This window comes from Candidatus Nitrosopelagicus brevis, assembly GCF_000812185.1.
Classification (GTDB): domain Archaea; phylum Thermoproteota; class Nitrososphaeria; order Nitrososphaerales; family Nitrosopumilaceae; genus Nitrosopelagicus; species Nitrosopelagicus brevis.
This window is the reverse complement of record NZ_CP007026.1, coordinates 552,460-568,308: the sequence shown is the minus strand read 5'-3', so window position 1 is coordinate 568,308 and position 15,849 is coordinate 552,460. Positions and strand designations below refer to the sequence as shown.

15 protein-coding genes are annotated in these 15,849 nt (G+C 33.5%); 7 read left to right on the top strand and 8 right to left on the bottom strand.

Annotation, left to right across the window (positions count from 1 at the left end):
* Positions 1-68 precede the first annotated feature (68 nt).
* Positions 69-695 carry a hypothetical protein gene (locus tag T478_RS03360; protein WP_048105229.1) on the top strand — a complete coding sequence of 209 codons (627 nt, stop codon included), beginning with the start codon at positions 69-71 and terminating at the stop codon, positions 693-695.
* Here the strand turns inward: T478_RS03360 and T478_RS07905 are convergent.
* From T478_RS07905 to T478_RS03335, 5 genes are all read right to left on the bottom strand, one after another.
* On the bottom strand, positions 688-2,106 hold the full coding sequence (locus T478_RS07905; protein WP_160271567.1) for a redoxin domain-containing protein: 1,419 nt from the start codon (positions 2,104-2,106) through the stop codon (positions 688-690). The genes T478_RS03360 and T478_RS07905 overlap by 8 nt on opposite strands.
* Positions 2,078-3,844, bottom strand: a complete 1,767-nt coding sequence (locus T478_RS07365) for a sialidase family protein (protein ID WP_052433872.1) — start codon at positions 3,842-3,844, stop codon at positions 2,078-2,080. The genes T478_RS07905 and T478_RS07365 overlap by 29 nt, the downstream gene beginning before the upstream one ends.
* A gap of 75 nt (positions 3,845-3,919) precedes the next feature.
* On the bottom strand, positions 3,920-6,379 hold the full coding sequence (locus T478_RS03345; protein WP_048105227.1) for a hypothetical protein: 2,460 nt from the start codon (positions 6,377-6,379) through the stop codon (positions 3,920-3,922).
* Positions 6,380-6,397: 18 nt separating this feature from the next.
* Positions 6,398-7,813 carry a hypothetical protein gene (locus T478_RS03340; protein WP_048105225.1) on the bottom strand — a complete coding sequence of 472 codons (1,416 nt, stop codon included), beginning with the start codon at positions 7,811-7,813 and terminating at the stop codon, positions 6,398-6,400.
* A 30-nt stretch (positions 7,814-7,843) separates the two neighbouring features.
* Positions 7,844-9,991 (bottom strand): hypothetical protein, encoded by a 2,148-nt coding sequence (locus tag T478_RS03335; protein WP_048105223.1) that lies wholly within the window; start codon positions 9,989-9,991, stop codon positions 7,844-7,846.
* A 127-nt stretch (positions 9,992-10,118) separates the two neighbouring features.
* Here T478_RS03335 and T478_RS03330 point away from each other — a divergent pair, with 127 nt between their 5' ends.
* The 4 genes from T478_RS03330 (at position 10,119) to T478_RS03315 (ending at position 12,192) form a co-directional block, all read left to right on the top strand.
* Complete coding sequence (locus T478_RS03330; protein ID WP_048105220.1) at positions 10,119-10,589, top strand: winged helix-turn-helix transcriptional regulator; 471 nt, start codon at positions 10,119-10,121, stop codon at positions 10,587-10,589.
* 80 nt (positions 10,590-10,669) lie between these two features.
* On the top strand, positions 10,670-11,131 hold the full coding sequence (locus T478_RS03325; protein WP_048105212.1) for a hypothetical protein: 462 nt from the start codon (positions 10,670-10,672) through the stop codon (positions 11,129-11,131).
* 46 nt (positions 11,132-11,177) lie between these two features.
* The gene (tatC, locus tag T478_RS03320; protein ID WP_048105210.1) at positions 11,178-11,969 is read left to right on the top strand and encodes a twin-arginine translocase subunit TatC; all 792 of its coding nucleotides are present in this window, start codon (positions 11,178-11,180) and stop codon (positions 11,967-11,969) included.
* Between the two features lie 25 nt (positions 11,970-11,994).
* Positions 11,995-12,192 carry a Sec-independent protein translocase subunit TatA/TatB gene (locus tag T478_RS03315; protein WP_177313238.1) on the top strand — a complete coding sequence of 66 codons (198 nt, stop codon included), beginning with the start codon at positions 11,995-11,997 and terminating at the stop codon, positions 12,190-12,192.
* Here the strand turns inward: T478_RS03315 and T478_RS03310 are convergent.
* Both T478_RS03310 and T478_RS03305 read right to left on the bottom strand, forming a co-directional pair.
* Positions 12,189-12,608, bottom strand: coding sequence for a hypothetical protein (locus tag T478_RS03310; protein WP_048105209.1), 420 nt, complete (start codon positions 12,606-12,608; stop codon positions 12,189-12,191). The two genes, T478_RS03315 and T478_RS03310, sit on opposite strands and share 4 nt — an antisense overlap.
* A 37-nt stretch (positions 12,609-12,645) precedes the next feature.
* Entirely contained in the window at positions 12,646-13,203 is a 558-nt protein-coding gene (locus tag T478_RS03305; protein WP_048105207.1) for a UbiX family flavin prenyltransferase, read from the bottom strand.
* A 240-nt stretch (positions 13,204-13,443) separates the two neighbouring features.
* Between T478_RS03305 and T478_RS03300 the strand changes: the two genes are divergently transcribed.
* Positions 13,444-14,535: a formate--phosphoribosylaminoimidazolecarboxamide ligase family protein gene (locus tag T478_RS03300; protein ID WP_048105202.1), complete on the top strand. Its 1,092-nt coding sequence runs from the start codon at positions 13,444-13,446 to the stop codon at positions 14,533-14,535.
* Here T478_RS03300 and T478_RS03295 read toward each other — a convergent pair.
* The gene (locus T478_RS03295) at positions 14,528-14,959 is read right to left on the bottom strand and encodes a bifunctional nuclease family protein (protein WP_048105201.1); all 432 of its coding nucleotides are present in this window, start codon (positions 14,957-14,959) and stop codon (positions 14,528-14,530) included. The two genes, T478_RS03300 and T478_RS03295, sit on opposite strands and share 8 nt — an antisense overlap.
* 60 nt (positions 14,960-15,019) lie before the next feature.
* Between T478_RS03295 and T478_RS03290 the strand changes: the two genes are divergently transcribed.
* Positions 15,020-15,832, top strand: a complete 813-nt coding sequence (locus tag T478_RS03290) for a hypothetical protein (protein ID WP_048105198.1) — start codon at positions 15,020-15,022, stop codon at positions 15,830-15,832.
* Positions 15,833-15,849: the final 17 nt, after the last annotated feature.

Below are 15,849 nucleotides of genomic sequence, written 5' to 3'. Positions count from 1 at the left end.
TAAGAATGTTGATTTGACACTAGTGATGGTGTATGGAGGCTTATATCTTCTATAAGTGGCGTTATTACATGAACATAAAATCTAATTTTTACAGATCAATGTTATTTGCTTTGATTGTATCATTAGGAATAGTTCCGGCATTATCAAATTCAAGTCTAGCAGAAGAGCGTGAAATTCCAGAATCACTAAAACATCTTTTTGCATGTAATGAAACCATTACACTTGGCAAAGTTATTCACGAATATAATCAATTAGACGAATCGGAGAACGTTTTGATTTCAGGTAACGTAAACTTTGAAAATGGTAAGGCTGTCAATTTAGGAATACAGAAAGGTTATCCAGCAATAATGTGGGTGTATCAGGTTAGCCCATTTCCAACAGATTACAGAATGGCGATGTCAGACGGAGTACACATTGCAGATGATAATTCATTTGTTTTTTCAATACCTGAGAATAAATTAGAAGAAGGTAAATTCATTGCATACATCTTCTACGGTATACCAAAAGAAAGTATGCAAAATTCAATGCTTACAGGAAAAGCTGAATTTTACATAGGAATCAATAATGACGAGTTTGAAAAACAAGAATATGAAAATATGAGAAAATATCTAGGCGTGGATGATATCAAGAGATTACAACTAGAAAAAATTAAAGAATTAAACTCAGTAAATTCATATGATTTCTGCTCTAACTAGAATGTTTTAGAGTAGACATTGGATGCAAAAGTGAATCAAGGTTAATCTCAGTATTTGGGAAATACGATGCAAGTACTGATAATGAGCCGGTGAGTAGTAATCCACCAATTCCTATGAGCAATATTCCACTACCGCGTTCAATCCAACCAATCCAGCGTTTTATTTTGTTAAAGAATGTCATAAAACGATCAATTGCTAATGCAGATATGATAAATGGAATCGCAAGTCCTGCAGAATATGCTATGAGAAGAGATGTTCCTGCACCCCAACTAGAACTAGTAGCAGCCATCGTTAGAATTCCAGCAAGAATCGGACCAATGCAAGGAGTCCATCCTGCACCAAATGCCATTCCTACAAATAATGAACCAATATTTTTTGTAGAGCGATTTTGGAAGTTCATTGATTTTTGCATATTCAATTTGTTAAGCTTTAAAATTCCAATCAAATGAAGTCCAAATGTAATTAGTACGATTCCGCCAATTCTTTCAACCCACAATGTTGCTTCGTCAAACATTGTTCCTGCATAAGAAACAGCAGAACCCAATATGACAAAAATTATTGAAAATCCTAAAACAAACAAAAGTCCTTTTGACAATACCATTGTTTGTATTCTGAATTTTGATGCAGATTGGCCTATGACTTCCTCATGACCAGTTGTAGATTCAGTAATTTCATCTTGATTAAACTTTCCAGGTTTGCCAGAACTTTGTGCATTAGATAAATCTCTCAAACTCATTCCTGTGATAAATGAAGCATATGCTGGAATTAATGGTAAAACGCAAGGAGATAAGAAACTCAACAAACCTGCGGCAAATGCTACACCTATACTAAGTTGATCCATTTGAGATAATTCAAAGTTCTGTATTTGTTCTTGTGATTCTTCAATTCCTGTTAACCCTAATGCACTTTCAATTCGCATTTCAACATCGGTTCCTTCAAAAATTGGACCTTTCCATTCATGAATCAGTTCACCATTTCCGTTGATCAAAAGTGTGATAGGAGGACCCATCATTCTAAATTCACGAGTGGCATTATTTCGAGGATCATACCAAATTTCAGTGGTCATATCCATGTCATCAGCAAATTCTTTTACAATATCAGGAGATATGGTATCAATACTTACACTGAGTGTCTTAAGGCCGGATGGAGAATATTCTTTGTTAAGTTCATTAAGATATGGCATCTCTTCTAAACATTCGATACACCAAGTTGCCCAAACATTTAGCAATACAACTTGCCCTTCAAAGTCAGTAAGTCTTACAGTATTTCCATCATAATCATATGCACGATAATTTGGATATGTTTTTGGTTCATCTTGAGCATAAGCGACGCTTACGCTAGACGTGAATAAGAGAATAGAAAAAGTGAGAAATAGGATTTTCCTATAATCGGTCATCCCAGATTTTAACAAAGATTTCACCTTTAGTCTGTTTATCCTTGACGTTTCCACCAGAATATTGACCATCCTTCCAGTCTTCGAAAACACCATCTTCGTCGAGTTTGTCTTCATCTACCCAAACGCTTGAACTATTCCAAGTCATTGCGGTAACACCCCCTACAGAACTTATCCAAGCATTGTCACCAACACCAACTTTTTGTGCTTCAGTGAGTTTTCCATTATTTGGATTAACTGCTGCGGTGTAGACTGCACCACCATCAACTGTTCTATCAGACCATGCCATTCTTGGTACATCATCTGTGCCTACAGTAATTTTGATATGTGCAGGAGGGAAGAATGTTTCACCCCAGACTTTTAGTGGATAAGACCATGTTTCAGCATCATCTTTGCTTACTGCATAATAAAGACCAGGTCCTTCTGCATTAGAACGACCGCCTGTATACCATGCGGCATGCAAGTAGCCATTGCTATCAAGAGCCATTGAGGAAACTGTATGAGCACATCCATTGGTCTCATATCCGTCATCACCTACAAGTTCTGGTGGATTCCAAACTGCGCCGTGGTCATCAGATTTTGAGACAACAATATCACGATAATTTGGCTCACCGTAATTTCCAACTATATTTCTATATTGAACAAATGTTTCACCTGTAGTTTTTGAACAAATATCAGTTGCACAACATGGACAAACTTTGTTTTTGACTATAACAGATTTTGAAAATGATTCTCCATTAGTGTCAGAATATTGCATACGTACTTGTCCGGTTGTATACCCACCATTTTGTTGACCTCTAGAGTCTAGCCATGCAACGTAAACACGTCCATCATCACGAATAGAAAAGCTTTCAAATGTTTTTGAATGCATCATTCCATTTGCAGCATCATGATAGTGAGTATTAGGATCACCAATCAATGTGTGCATTGGCCATGTTTTTCCACCGTCATCAGAACGTGCAAGGATTGTGTAGGTATAACCGTGTCCAAATCCTTCATCCATGACTTTTTGGTTTTTGATAGAGTGACCATACAGTGCATAAATTTCACCATCTGGTCCTACTTGCAACATTGCACCACCGGCCATGTGAGGTCGGCTTGCTTTACCAGGTTCATTAACAATTGTTGGGTCGGTCCAAGTGTTTCCGCCATCATATGTTGATGTAAATAAAATATTGGTCTCTCCATTAACGGTATCAGCATAAGTAACATGTACTGCACTTCTGTCACCATCAATAACTACACCAGGATATGCCATTCCATCACCATGTTTTTTTGCAAACTTGTACTTGTCTTCATCGTAATAGTCCATTTCTCTTTCTTCAAAGTTTGTTCCTTCAGGAGACTTTGCAAGAGTTATTGTTTTTCCGATGGAGGTTGGCATCTTAATTTCATTTAATGCATCAACTTGTACAGAAATAATATTCTCAGCAACTAGAAACTCTACTGCTCTAACAAATTCAGCATCAGAGATTGCATCTTCTGCCCACCATCCTGCGGTATTTTTAATCCAGTCAGGTACAGTTTCAGATTTTTCACCAGAAACTTTTTGGACAGGGACCGAGATTATTCCTTGGTTCACCAGATATTCAATTCCTTGAATAAACGATTGTTGATCAATATCTCCACTTGCCCACCAACCTGCGTTAGTCTTAACCCAGTTTGGAACAGATTCTGCGTTTGCATAACCTGAACTTGGAACGTATAGGAGTATTGCTGCGAATAAACCTAGTATTACATACTTTCGTATTTGCATGAAATTTGTCAAAAAATCAGTTATTAAAAAGAGGCATATGTTTTGGTTTTCGAATTAGTACAAAGTTAGAACAAACTACTTAGATTTGTCCCAATTTATGACCGCACTACATTCGTAGAATGGCTCATTCAATTCTACATATCCATCAAATTTTCGTATTTCAAATGGTTCAATATCTAAAATTTCAGAATCGCCTTGGGCCAATTTTGTTCCATCATATGACTTGAGAATAATACTGAAAACTATTTTTTCAAAAAACTTTTCAGAATTTGTAAACTCACCATTAATCTCAATCATTCCAAAATCATCTTTTATACAAGTGAAATTTTGAATTCCTAATTTTGTACCAGATAATTCAGAATCATTTTGAGAGGGAGGATTATTTTGCTCTTGAGAAGATTCAGTTTTTGATTCAGGTTGAACTTCAAAACTATTTTGTTTCAGTATTTTATGTAATTTTGGAGATTCATTTCCATTATGAATTTTTTCAAACATAATATCTGCTATGTTAAACACTAATGAGGAATTAACATTTGGATAATCTTCATAAACCGTAATTAATAATGCAAGGTCTTCATAGATACAAATCACCATGTGTATTTCATCCATACTAGATTCAACAAAGTTTTTTTGGTTGTTGTACATACAATCTCCTGTAGAATCTGATGTTCCACTCATATCAGATTGATCAAAGAATGCATTGTAAACACGAGGATATTTATCAACAAATGATTTTGCATTTTCATTTGATTCATACTGATATAATTCCATCAGAATGTACGGAACTTGATTCTTGTTGTAGATTGGATCATATGGTCTAGAAATATCATACAATATTTTTCCTACAGAAGTTTGTATGGACATAGATTCTTGAGCTCTATACTGAAAAATACCTCGTGAATAATCTTCAAAATATTTCCAAGTGAATGGTTCGAATGCATTTTTTTCATCATCTGTAGGGAAATAGGTTAGAAGTATTTGTTTTTGAGTTAATGGCGGAATAGATTCTGGGACTATGAATTCAGATGGTTCAATATCAATGAATTTTTCTTTAATTAAAAAATCTAAAATATCCTTAAATTTTTGAATTGGTTTTTTATCAAGTGACCATTTTTTTGCATCATCCTTTATCCAAAAGGGTAATTTTGGAATTTCAGTTTCTAACAACAAAAATGATGGTGCAGAAAATTTTTCATTTGCAAAAATTATATCTACATCATAAATTCCAGGAACAAATTCATTTGTTATCTCGTATGATATTGAATCATCACTAGTTGCACTAAGACTAGTGACTTCATTAGAAGGATTTTTAATTAATATTTGAGGATTTGAGCCCTTTTTTGCAAGTTCTTCAGGCAAAACCCATCGGAGATTTATCAATTTGGTTTCTACACAATTAGTACATTCAGGTTCAGAAGGAAGTGTTATTGTCTGAGGTTTGTAAGTATCATCAAATAATTCATAATTTGAGAGAGGGATTGCAAGAATATCTTGCTTTATCAAATATTCAACTATCTGAAAGAATTGTTTATTGGACAATTTAGAATCAGACCATAAACCTGCAGGGAATTTTAACCATTCAGGAATAGATTCTCTTTTTAATTTTTCAAGTCTTTTATTTTCTTTATCAATATTTGATTGATTTTGTTTGTCAAATAATTCATTTAGTCTCTCTTCAAATGATTTTATTTCTTCAAGTTCTTTTTCGTCAAAGTTTTTTGTTACATATCGTTTGTTATTATAAAACTCAATATCATCAATAGTTCCTGTAATTACTCCATCAGAAGTATTTGTTTCAATTAATGGGAATAATCTAAAATATTTCAGATCATCAACATTAGCCCATCCTTCAGTATGTTGTTTTTCAACTAAGGTTTCTCTTTCAAATGAACTATCATCGAAAATACTTACTGTAAGAAAATTTTTCATTTTCCTATATTCAACCCAGTATGTTTTGTTCTCGCCAGGAAGTGATTTTTCATTTTCAAATGAACCTTTTTCAGGTTGTGAATGCCATTCTAAGTAAAATCCTAAGTCATACATGAGCATTGTACGTTTCATATCTACGCCTGTCATGAATGCAGTACCTAGTCCCCATTGTTTTGCATCACCATGCGTAATGTCAGATGCAGTTCCAGAGGTAGGTTTTGAAAATAATCCAATTAATAATTGAGACCATGAAGAATCACTACCCATTTTAAATTCATCAATAGTTAGTTTATACCTCAAAACCCAATCTTCTCCAATTCGTTCACCTAAAAGATTTTCAAGATCAATTGATGCAGACTCCAATTGTCTCTTTCCAGGTTCCAGTGTTCCTGGTTGAATGTTAAATTTTCCAACACCATCTTCTATTTTCCAATATGGCGTTTCACCAGATTTTAGACCATGCCAATTTTTGTCATTATTGAAATCAATTACTAAATCAGGAATTGCAATTTCGGGTTCAGATGATGTTTCATCAGCATATCCAAAATTAACAAATAATATTGAAAATAGCAGAATACAAACAGAAGATATTAGTAATTTATTCATAAATTATATCAAAAATATCTAGATTTTTTCTTTTCTTACAATTTTTGAAAATTCAGTGATAATTTGTTCAAATTTATTGTCTTTTTCAATATGTTTTGCAAATTCAATCATATCAGATAAACGAAGACTTTCTTCAACAAGAGACTTTTCATGACTGTCAAAACGTTTCATTAAAGGCAAAAGATCCGAAGTTATGATTTCTTTTTCTAATTCAAGCCTGTTAGAATAAAATAATCTTATTGACTGACTGAGTTTTTCATATGCATCTTTTATGTTATTTTGACGATACAAAGATGTTGCATGGGTTAGTAAAGATTCAACCTCTGTCAAATAATTATTTTTAGATTCAATTGTAATTGAAGGTAGATGAGTTTTTTGAGAGTTTCTATAATGACGAATTATCACTTGACATGTAATGAAAGAGCTTACAAACATACCAAATGATGTAATGATTTCAAATATTGGGAATTGAGAGTTTTCTTGAAGATCATAATTTGGTTCATACCCGGAATTAGCTATTAGATCTTTTATGTGAGAAGTTTCTTGAAAGAGTTTTTCTTCTTCAACTTGTTTTTTCTGTTCTTCTTGTTTTTGAGACTCGACCATACTCTGAGAAATATTTTGTTTTTCAATATTTTTCATATTGGAGTTTGTTTGAGCGGTAGATTCAGGTTCAAACCAAGATTCATCAACCATTAATCGAGGCATTAATGCTCCAACAACATCAAATGATGTGTTCTTTACAGATTCTCTAAACATTTGCATTTCTTGTTGTGGGGTAAAATCAAATGCATTTGGAGATACATCTCTAAGATCACGCACATGTTGCACATCCAAATTAGATGAGAGGGGGTTACTAATTTCCTTACTTACAGCTCTAGATAGATCATATTTTTTTGGTGTTACCATATGATTAGGTATATCTTGTAAATTATCAAGATCATATCCTCGTTCTTGAACAAAATATTCAAGATTTGAGTTTGTATTTTCAGAATATTTTTCGCCTTCAATGTGATAATTGTTTTCAGTGAAAGGATTTTGTAATGCATTGATTACACCAAAATTTCCCATGATTAATTGATCAGCTCTTGACCAAAAACTATCAGTATGCTCAACATTTTTTCTCTCAGTTTCAATCTGTTCAATTAAGAGATTATTCAGAGATAGACCTTCATCAGTGTTAATGTATATTGCATTACTGTTTAACGCATAATCATTTCCGGTGATAAATGCAGTAGGTGATTCACTTGGAGAATTTGGAGAGTTTTGAGGAGGTGGCTTTTGTTCGTCATCTTTTATGTCATTTTCCATAGTTAAGCCTGTAGGTGGTTGAACAAAAATTTCAACAGTTTTTAGTTCTGTTTCAGAAAATGATTCAGGAGCAAATCCCAATAATAAAATCATTGCAAGAGGTATGAAAGATAGTTTTAACATCAACTTTAAGATTTCCAAATTAACTCATCTTTAATTTTTTGCAGACTCTGGACCAGAGGCAAGATTAGTATTTGCAGGTTCAACGTAGATATTATTCACTATAGGATTTTTCAATACTGCTCCCATTGTAGTTGCATCCATTACATACAATTTCAATACATATTCACCAGATTGTTGAGGTGTCCAACTTAGTTCAAGCTCGACAGACTTTTTCTTTGTGATATTGGTTTTGTGTGACATTCCAACATAGTCTACCTCACCAGTTTCTACGTGTTCAGCTTGTGCAGCAAATACAAATTGATTTGGTGCATAACTAGTACTGACAAAAGTCCCTTCAATATGCACGTCTTCATTTTCAACAAATGTTTTTGGATTATTTGGTTGGGCATGTTCTGAAAGTCTCTTTTTTAATTCAGTGATTTCAGTATTCAATTCAGAGATTTTTGTTATCAACCCATCATATTTGAAAGAATGTGTACTCATATTTTCTTTAGTTACTTCGTATCCCATTTTTTCAATACGTTGTTCTTCAGTTAATACAAGTCTTTCATATGTAGCAATATCAGAATTTATTTCATTTACTTCATCAATGTCAGGTTTGGCATATGGAAGTATACTGACTTTAGCTAAAGCAACTTCAGATAACGGAGTAGCCTCATTTACTTTTGCAAAATTGTAAATATCCAAATGATCACATTTGAATGGTTCATCATCAATAGTCCAATCAGAAGAGGTCATAGTACAGCCATCTATTCCGTATGGTTTTGGTAAAGTGTAATCTTTGTAGTGTACATAGATATGGTCACCAGGTTGTGCGTGAAGTCGTGCACTACCTCGTTCATAACATTCGCCTTTGTAACAACGAATTCCGCCTTTTCCAGAAGTTTCTTGATCTAAAGATTCCTCATCAGGTGACAAGTAAAGAGTGCCATAGAAAGTTTGATCATCAGCCTGCATTACCCACCAGTCACGTTCATGTCTAAGTTCTAATTGAACTCCACCTTTATCAGAATCAGACCAAACGTGAACTTCTATTGGAGTTGAATCCCATGGACGACTTGATACATCTCTATCAGATAAAACGACTGAGACTTGTTGATCCATAGTAACAATATCATCACCGAACTTTACTTCACCTTCTTTCATTGTGTAATATGCAGTTTTGCTAACAAACTTGTCTTCAGAATATTCCCATGCAATTGTAAATGCACCGGTTCTATCAGTTTGAATACTACAAATTTTACTACCTATTGAAGTTGTACTTGAACGGTCGCTTCCAGATGTAAATTGTTTATTATAATCACTATTAATTACACCAAAAGAATATTTGTCAGGAAGAGCAATGAAACGTTTTATTCCGGATAGACTTACAGAGCCTGCAAACACACCGGTGTCAGAACCAATTTCTTTAATTCCTTTGACAGCTGCAAGACCAGCGTTGTCACCATTTGACCACCACTGCATGTATCCCGGATAAAAAGCACTATCCCAATGTTCTTTTGTAAATCCGCCTACGTTTTTGCTATAGAGGTTCTTATGTTCAGTTGTACCCCCGTTATCTGCAATCCATGATTGATAACCCCATGCAGCGCCTTCTCTTCCACCTTCATTACTCCACATACCAACTGTTGGACTTGCATCAGAGGTACAGAAAATTTCATTGTACTGTTTATTTCCAATATAATCTGTCTTTAATGGATCCTCATTAAATCCAGGAGCATAAATAACAACGTAAACAGTATCAGTAGTGTGCCAGTCAATGTATTTTTCAGCTTTCATACATTTTTGAATTACAGATTGACGTAATTCATTTTGATCAATTAATCCAGGTGCTGTTGCGTTGAAGGAATTTCTTCCATCAAACAAATAGCTGTATGCACCTGCACCTTGAGAGGTATTACCAAAAGGATTATTTCCGCAAAACCACATCTTGATTGATTCTGCTTCGGCAGCACCGTCGAATCCACCTTTGTAATTATCATATGGAGTTCGTGCATTTTCATTTTTTGCAGTTCCATAATAACTAGAATCCTTTGTAGCTTTTTTGATTTCATCTACAGGGTTTTTTCCAGGATTAATATCTTCAGAGTCTGAAGGGGTTGGAGGGTAATCTGGAGCACTCATTGCTGCAGGAGTAAGACTAACAGTAAAAACTAACAAAAATGTGAATACTATCAATAAAGATTTCATATGAAAAAAATTAAAATTTTTTGAATATATACTCAATAGGAAATTTAGGATTCAAACTAGTACAGTTTTCAAATGAACTATTGCCGAATATTAATACAAAATAAAAAATCATGTTATGAGAAAAGAGATTGTAATTGATTTAATTGAAAAAATGCCAGGAGTATCATATAATGAAATTGTACGTGAGACGAGGCTAAGTAATGGAGTAATTTCACATTACTTAATAAAATTAATGGAAAGTGGAGAAGTTGAGAAAGAGGGCATAAAACGTGGAAAATATTTTCTGAAAAATATTCCAAAAAAAGATAGAAAAATGATCACATTATTACGAAATAATACAAATAACGATATTTTCAAACTTCTCATAAAAAATTTTAACAATAATACAATTTCTACACAAAATGAAATTTCAAAAAGAGTAAACAAATCGGCCTCAACTATTTCTGTCAGTTTAAAGGACTTGCAAAGAAATAACATAATTGAGAGAGTGATAATGAACAAAAGTTCAAAAATTTCTAGTGATATAGGATTTAAAATTTTGAATGGAAAACTAAGTACGAATAATCTTGTAAAATATAATTTATGACAAAAATTTCAAGTCATAATTCTAAAAAATGAACTAAGATCTATGGAATTGATTTTATAATGGCAAAAATATCGAGTCATATGGCAAAATTTCGTTATTGGAAATTAACAATAGAGGAAATGGAAAAAGTAGACCATGATGAGGATAAAGTTCTCAATTGGGACATCAAATGTTCTAAAGAACCAGAAGAAGATGCCATATTTTTTGGAGTATTCCTTTACAAAGCAGGAACACCACACGACTATGAATCAAAACAAGGTATAACATACTATTACAATAATATCGAAAGAAATGATTTACCTCCTATTACAAAATCTCTTAAAAAGAAGTTTGGGGGTAATGAATATGAAAAAGGTGAAAGAATTTTCTTAGTGGATTCAAAAGAGATCTATGCTGCAAAAGATATTGCCAAATTGGCAAAAGAATTGCAGGAAGAGTTTACAATTAATCCAATAATAACAATCGAGCTACATGATACAACACAAGAAAAATTGAAAGAATGGGGATATCCAGAAGCAAAACTTCTCCCAATTCCTACCTAGGAAATTTGAAACATTTTTGTTGAAGACATGCCATTATGGAATTTAGATGTCAGAGATTAATGAGATAAATACACACATTGAGGAACTGAGAAAAAGAGTAATTCGTTCAATAATTTCTATTCTAGTTATTACAGTATTCATTCTAACATTTCATGCAACACCATTTGATGTCATGGGAGTAACATTGTATTATCCATACCCAGAACCGCTAAACAACATTGCAGCCCAGTTTACAAATGTAATGAAAGGAGAACTAGTTCCAGATGGAGTTCAGTTAATTCAAACCGCACCAGGACAAGCATTTTTCTCCCAAGTATACATTGCAGCACTAATCGGAATTGTTCTAAGCATACCAATCATTGTTAGAGAATTCATATCATTTTTGAAACCTGCATTGAGAGAAAGAGAGATTCATGTTGGGCGCTCAATAACACTTCCAGCAATAGGTTTGTTCATTACAGGATGTGCATTTTCATATGCAGCTGTAATTCCATTTATTTTAGATTTTCTTTACAGGTATGGAGAATCTGCAGGTTTGGTAACATTTTTGAACATTATGGATTTTGTTACATTTGTTTTACAGTTCTTGTTAGCATTTGGTATTTCATTCCAGTTGCCGCTCATAATGTATGCGGTCAGTCTTTCAGGTTTAGTAGATGCCAAATTTTGGAGAAGGAATTTGCGATATGCAATTATTGCCATAATTGTATTTGGTGCAGTAATTACGCCCGATGGTAGCGGAGTTACAATGTGGTTTGTATCATTACCAATGATTGCATTATATTTTGCAGGCATGGTAGTTGCAGAAAGACAAGAAAAGCAGACCATCAAGACTTAAATGAGAATTTATCACTAGATGAATCATGATTGAGAGCTTATTCAATTTCATTCCAGGAGGAAGCGAATGGATTATTGTAATCGTGGCCGCAGGTGTATTGCTATTTGGAGCAAAGAAAATACCAGAACTAGCAAAAACATTTGGTAAAGCTAAAGGCGAATACAAGAAAGGAGAAATTGAAGCAGATAAAGAACTAAAAGAGTTCAAAGAAAGTAAAGATTAAGATTTCTCAATTTCTGAGATCATTTTATCATATAATTTATTCAAAGAATCTTTGTATGAATTATTTTTTGAAAAACGAGATGATTTTACATCTAATTCCGCAATAACTTTGAGAGTAGTTTTTCCATCTTCAGAACTAAAAATTTCATTGATGCTGCTTCCTTTGATATCTCCACCCACAACGCGCATCTCATGTGTATGAGGACGTGAAAAGAAATGTTTGGACATAATGATAAATTCAGAATCATGAAGTTTTAGATGCTCTGCAACAAGAGAACTCTCATCTCTAACAGACTTTATCAAAATGGAAGGATAAAACTCGGGGAATAGTTTTTGAAAATTTTCAAAATTTGTAATTATATCAAAAGATTTTTCAATATCAGCATTAATTTTTCTTTCAAAAGATATCTTTAACATAAATTTTCAGATTAAAACTAGTGTAAAATATTTTGGGCTATTTGCTTCCCCATCTAGTAAACAAATCATGTTCAATATCAAATTGGTCAAGACATTTGCCTACAATATGATCAACCATAGCGTCAATTGATGTTGGATTTGTATAAAACTCAGTTACAGGAGGCATTATCACAACATCTAGTCGGGCAAGTTTTAGCATGTTTTCAAGATGAATGGCAGATAGAGGTGTTTCTCTTGCAACCAAGATTAATTTTCTAACTTCTTTTATGGTAACACCTGCAGCACGAGCAACCAAAGTTTCATCATAACCATTTGCAATACTTGAAAGTGTTTTCATTGTACAAGGAATTACAATCATTCCATCAGTTTTGTGACTTCCACTTGAGACGTTTGCAGCCATGTTGTTTTCATCAGTTACTTCAGTAGCAAGAGATTCAACATATGCAACATCATGTTTTGTCTCCATTGGAATACATTTTTTTGCCCATTCAGACATTACGAGATTTGTCTCAATTCCTTTTTCTTTTAGAACCTCTAGTAAGCGAATACCATAGATTACACCAGTACTTCCAGTGATTCCAATTACAAGTTTCATGTACGTGTTAAATCAAATTCCACAAAATATAACTGAATATGAAAAATCACGCTTGAGTTTCATCCAACTGCTCAGATTCCTTTCTTTTATTCAACCAGATTTTGACAGCAGCTGCTATCATTCCACCAAAAAGAATCATACCAACAAGAACCATTTCAACCTGCATAACATAACTAGAAAATTACCAGTAGAAAACTGTTCCAAAGAAGCATTTAATTTTACAAGACAAAACGATATCATATGATTAAAAGATCTGAGATGCAAAAGATTGCATCAGAGTATACAGATCCAAAAATTGGAGTTTTGGGAAGTCATTCAGCATTAGAAATTATGGATGGTGCAAAAGATGAAGACTTTGAAACAGTTGTTTATTGTCAGAAAGGAAGGGAAGTACCTTACCAGAGATTTAATCGAATTGCAGATGAAATAAAGATTGTAAAAAAATTCAAGGATATGGCAAGCCCAGCAAATCAAAAATTAATGAGAGAGAATAATACAATAATTGTTCCACACCGTTCACTTACAGCATATCTTGGCTACGACATATTAGAAAATAAGCTGAAAGTGCCAATATTTGGAAATAGGAAATTATTCCAGGCCGAGGAAAGAGAAAATAAGAGAAATCAGTATTATCTGCTAAAAAAAGCAGGTGTAAAATACCCAAAGATTTTTGAAAATCCAAAATCAATTAACAAACCTGCAATTGTCAAAGTGATGGAAAAAAACAGAAAATTAGAACGTGCATTTTTCACAGTTACATCATATGCAGATTACAAAGAAAAATCTGAAGAAAAGATCAAAAAAGGGATTATTGCTAGAAAGGATTTAGAAAAAGCAAGTATAGAGGAATTGGCAATTGGAACGTATCTAAATTTTAACTTCTTCCATACACCAATTTCTGATCAAGTAGACTTCATAGGAATAGAAAGGAGACTGCAAACCAACATACATGATTACAATGCACTTCCTGCAAAACAACAATTGGAAATGGACATTCCATTACAAAATATCGAAGTAGGACATACACCAGCTAGCATCAGAGAGTCATTGTTGGAAAAAGTTTTCAAAATGGGCGATAAATTTGTTAGAGCAGTAAAAAAAGAATATGCGCCAGGCATTATTGGTCCATTTTCACTTCAAAGTGTAATCACAAAAGATTTGGAGATGATTGTGTATGATGTATCACTCAGGGTTCCAGGAAATCCAATTGTTGCTACAACCAGCCCATATACGAAATATCAATACGGTACAACATTTGGTATTGGACGACGCATAGCCATGGAAATTAAACGAGCCGTAGAAGAAGATAAGATCAAAGATATTGTTACGTAGTCTCTTCTATAGGACTTTTGAGCATATTGCTTCGGACTAGAATTGGAATTTTATAATATACTGCAAGTGCTACGGCATCGGATGCACGGTAATTTCTTAAAACTAGGTCTTTTTTTCCGGTAAGGTAAAGATTTGCCCTTAATGCATCACCGCTTTCATAAATTTTGACTTTTACCAACAATAACTCATTTGCTTCACAGATATCCTCAAGCATTTTGTAAATTGTTGGAACCGTGTCATGATCATCATCCAAAAAGCTTGCAATATGTCGAGAGACTTCGCCAGAGAATGCACGCATATGAAATTCTCTTTTATCATCAGAGTGTAAAATTACTAGACCTTCATTTCCATATGGATCTACAAATCCCAAATTACTGATTGTGACTACTTCATAATCTGGATCTTGAACTTCATTAATTTCCATTATGGAATTTAGTTACAGAACATATGTTAAAAATATAATGAACTACGTAAAAGATCTCACATGAAAACAGAGACTACCAAAGGTGGTCAAAATGACAAGAAACTAATCATTTTAGGATTTGTCTCAATTGGAATTTTATTTTTGATCTATGCTAGATTTGAATATCAGGAAATAACTCCTGATGCGGTTCAATCTATTCAAAGATTAGGAACTGCATTTTACATATTATTTGCAATTTCAATAGGAATGATCGGAGTAGGACTACGTAAATTTCAAAAAAGAGTTGCAGCAACAGGAAATACAACTGCATTATCCATGATTTGTAGCAATACACTTGGAAGTAAAGCCAAAAAAACATTTGTGATCACATTCATAGTTTATGGAATATTTTTTTCAATGACATCAGGAATTTTGGTATATCAACCTGAAGTGATATTTTCATATCATTATGGTGCAGATGTACCATCAGCACATGTAACACCATGTTGTGGACCGCCAGGATATATGCCAAAATTTGTGGCATACTTGACAGAACATGTTGGAATTAATGTAGTTCCGATAAATCTTCTATTACAAATAATTGTCTCATACCTTGTTGCAACAAATACAGCTTTAGCAGTAAATGCAATTTCAATTACAAAAAAGACAGGAGGGCTTGGAAGTATAGGGGCGGCAACAGGATTATTCATAGCATGCCCAACCTGCGTTGGGTCATTTTTGTCACTATTCATTGGAGCAACAAGTGCGGTTGTATTTACAATTGCAATAACAGAATTGCAGACATTATTCATTGCAATCACGGTGCCAATATTGGTTTTAACGCCATTTATTATTTCTAGAAGAATATTAAAATCTCAAAACACATCAATCTAGATATTTCAATAGAAACT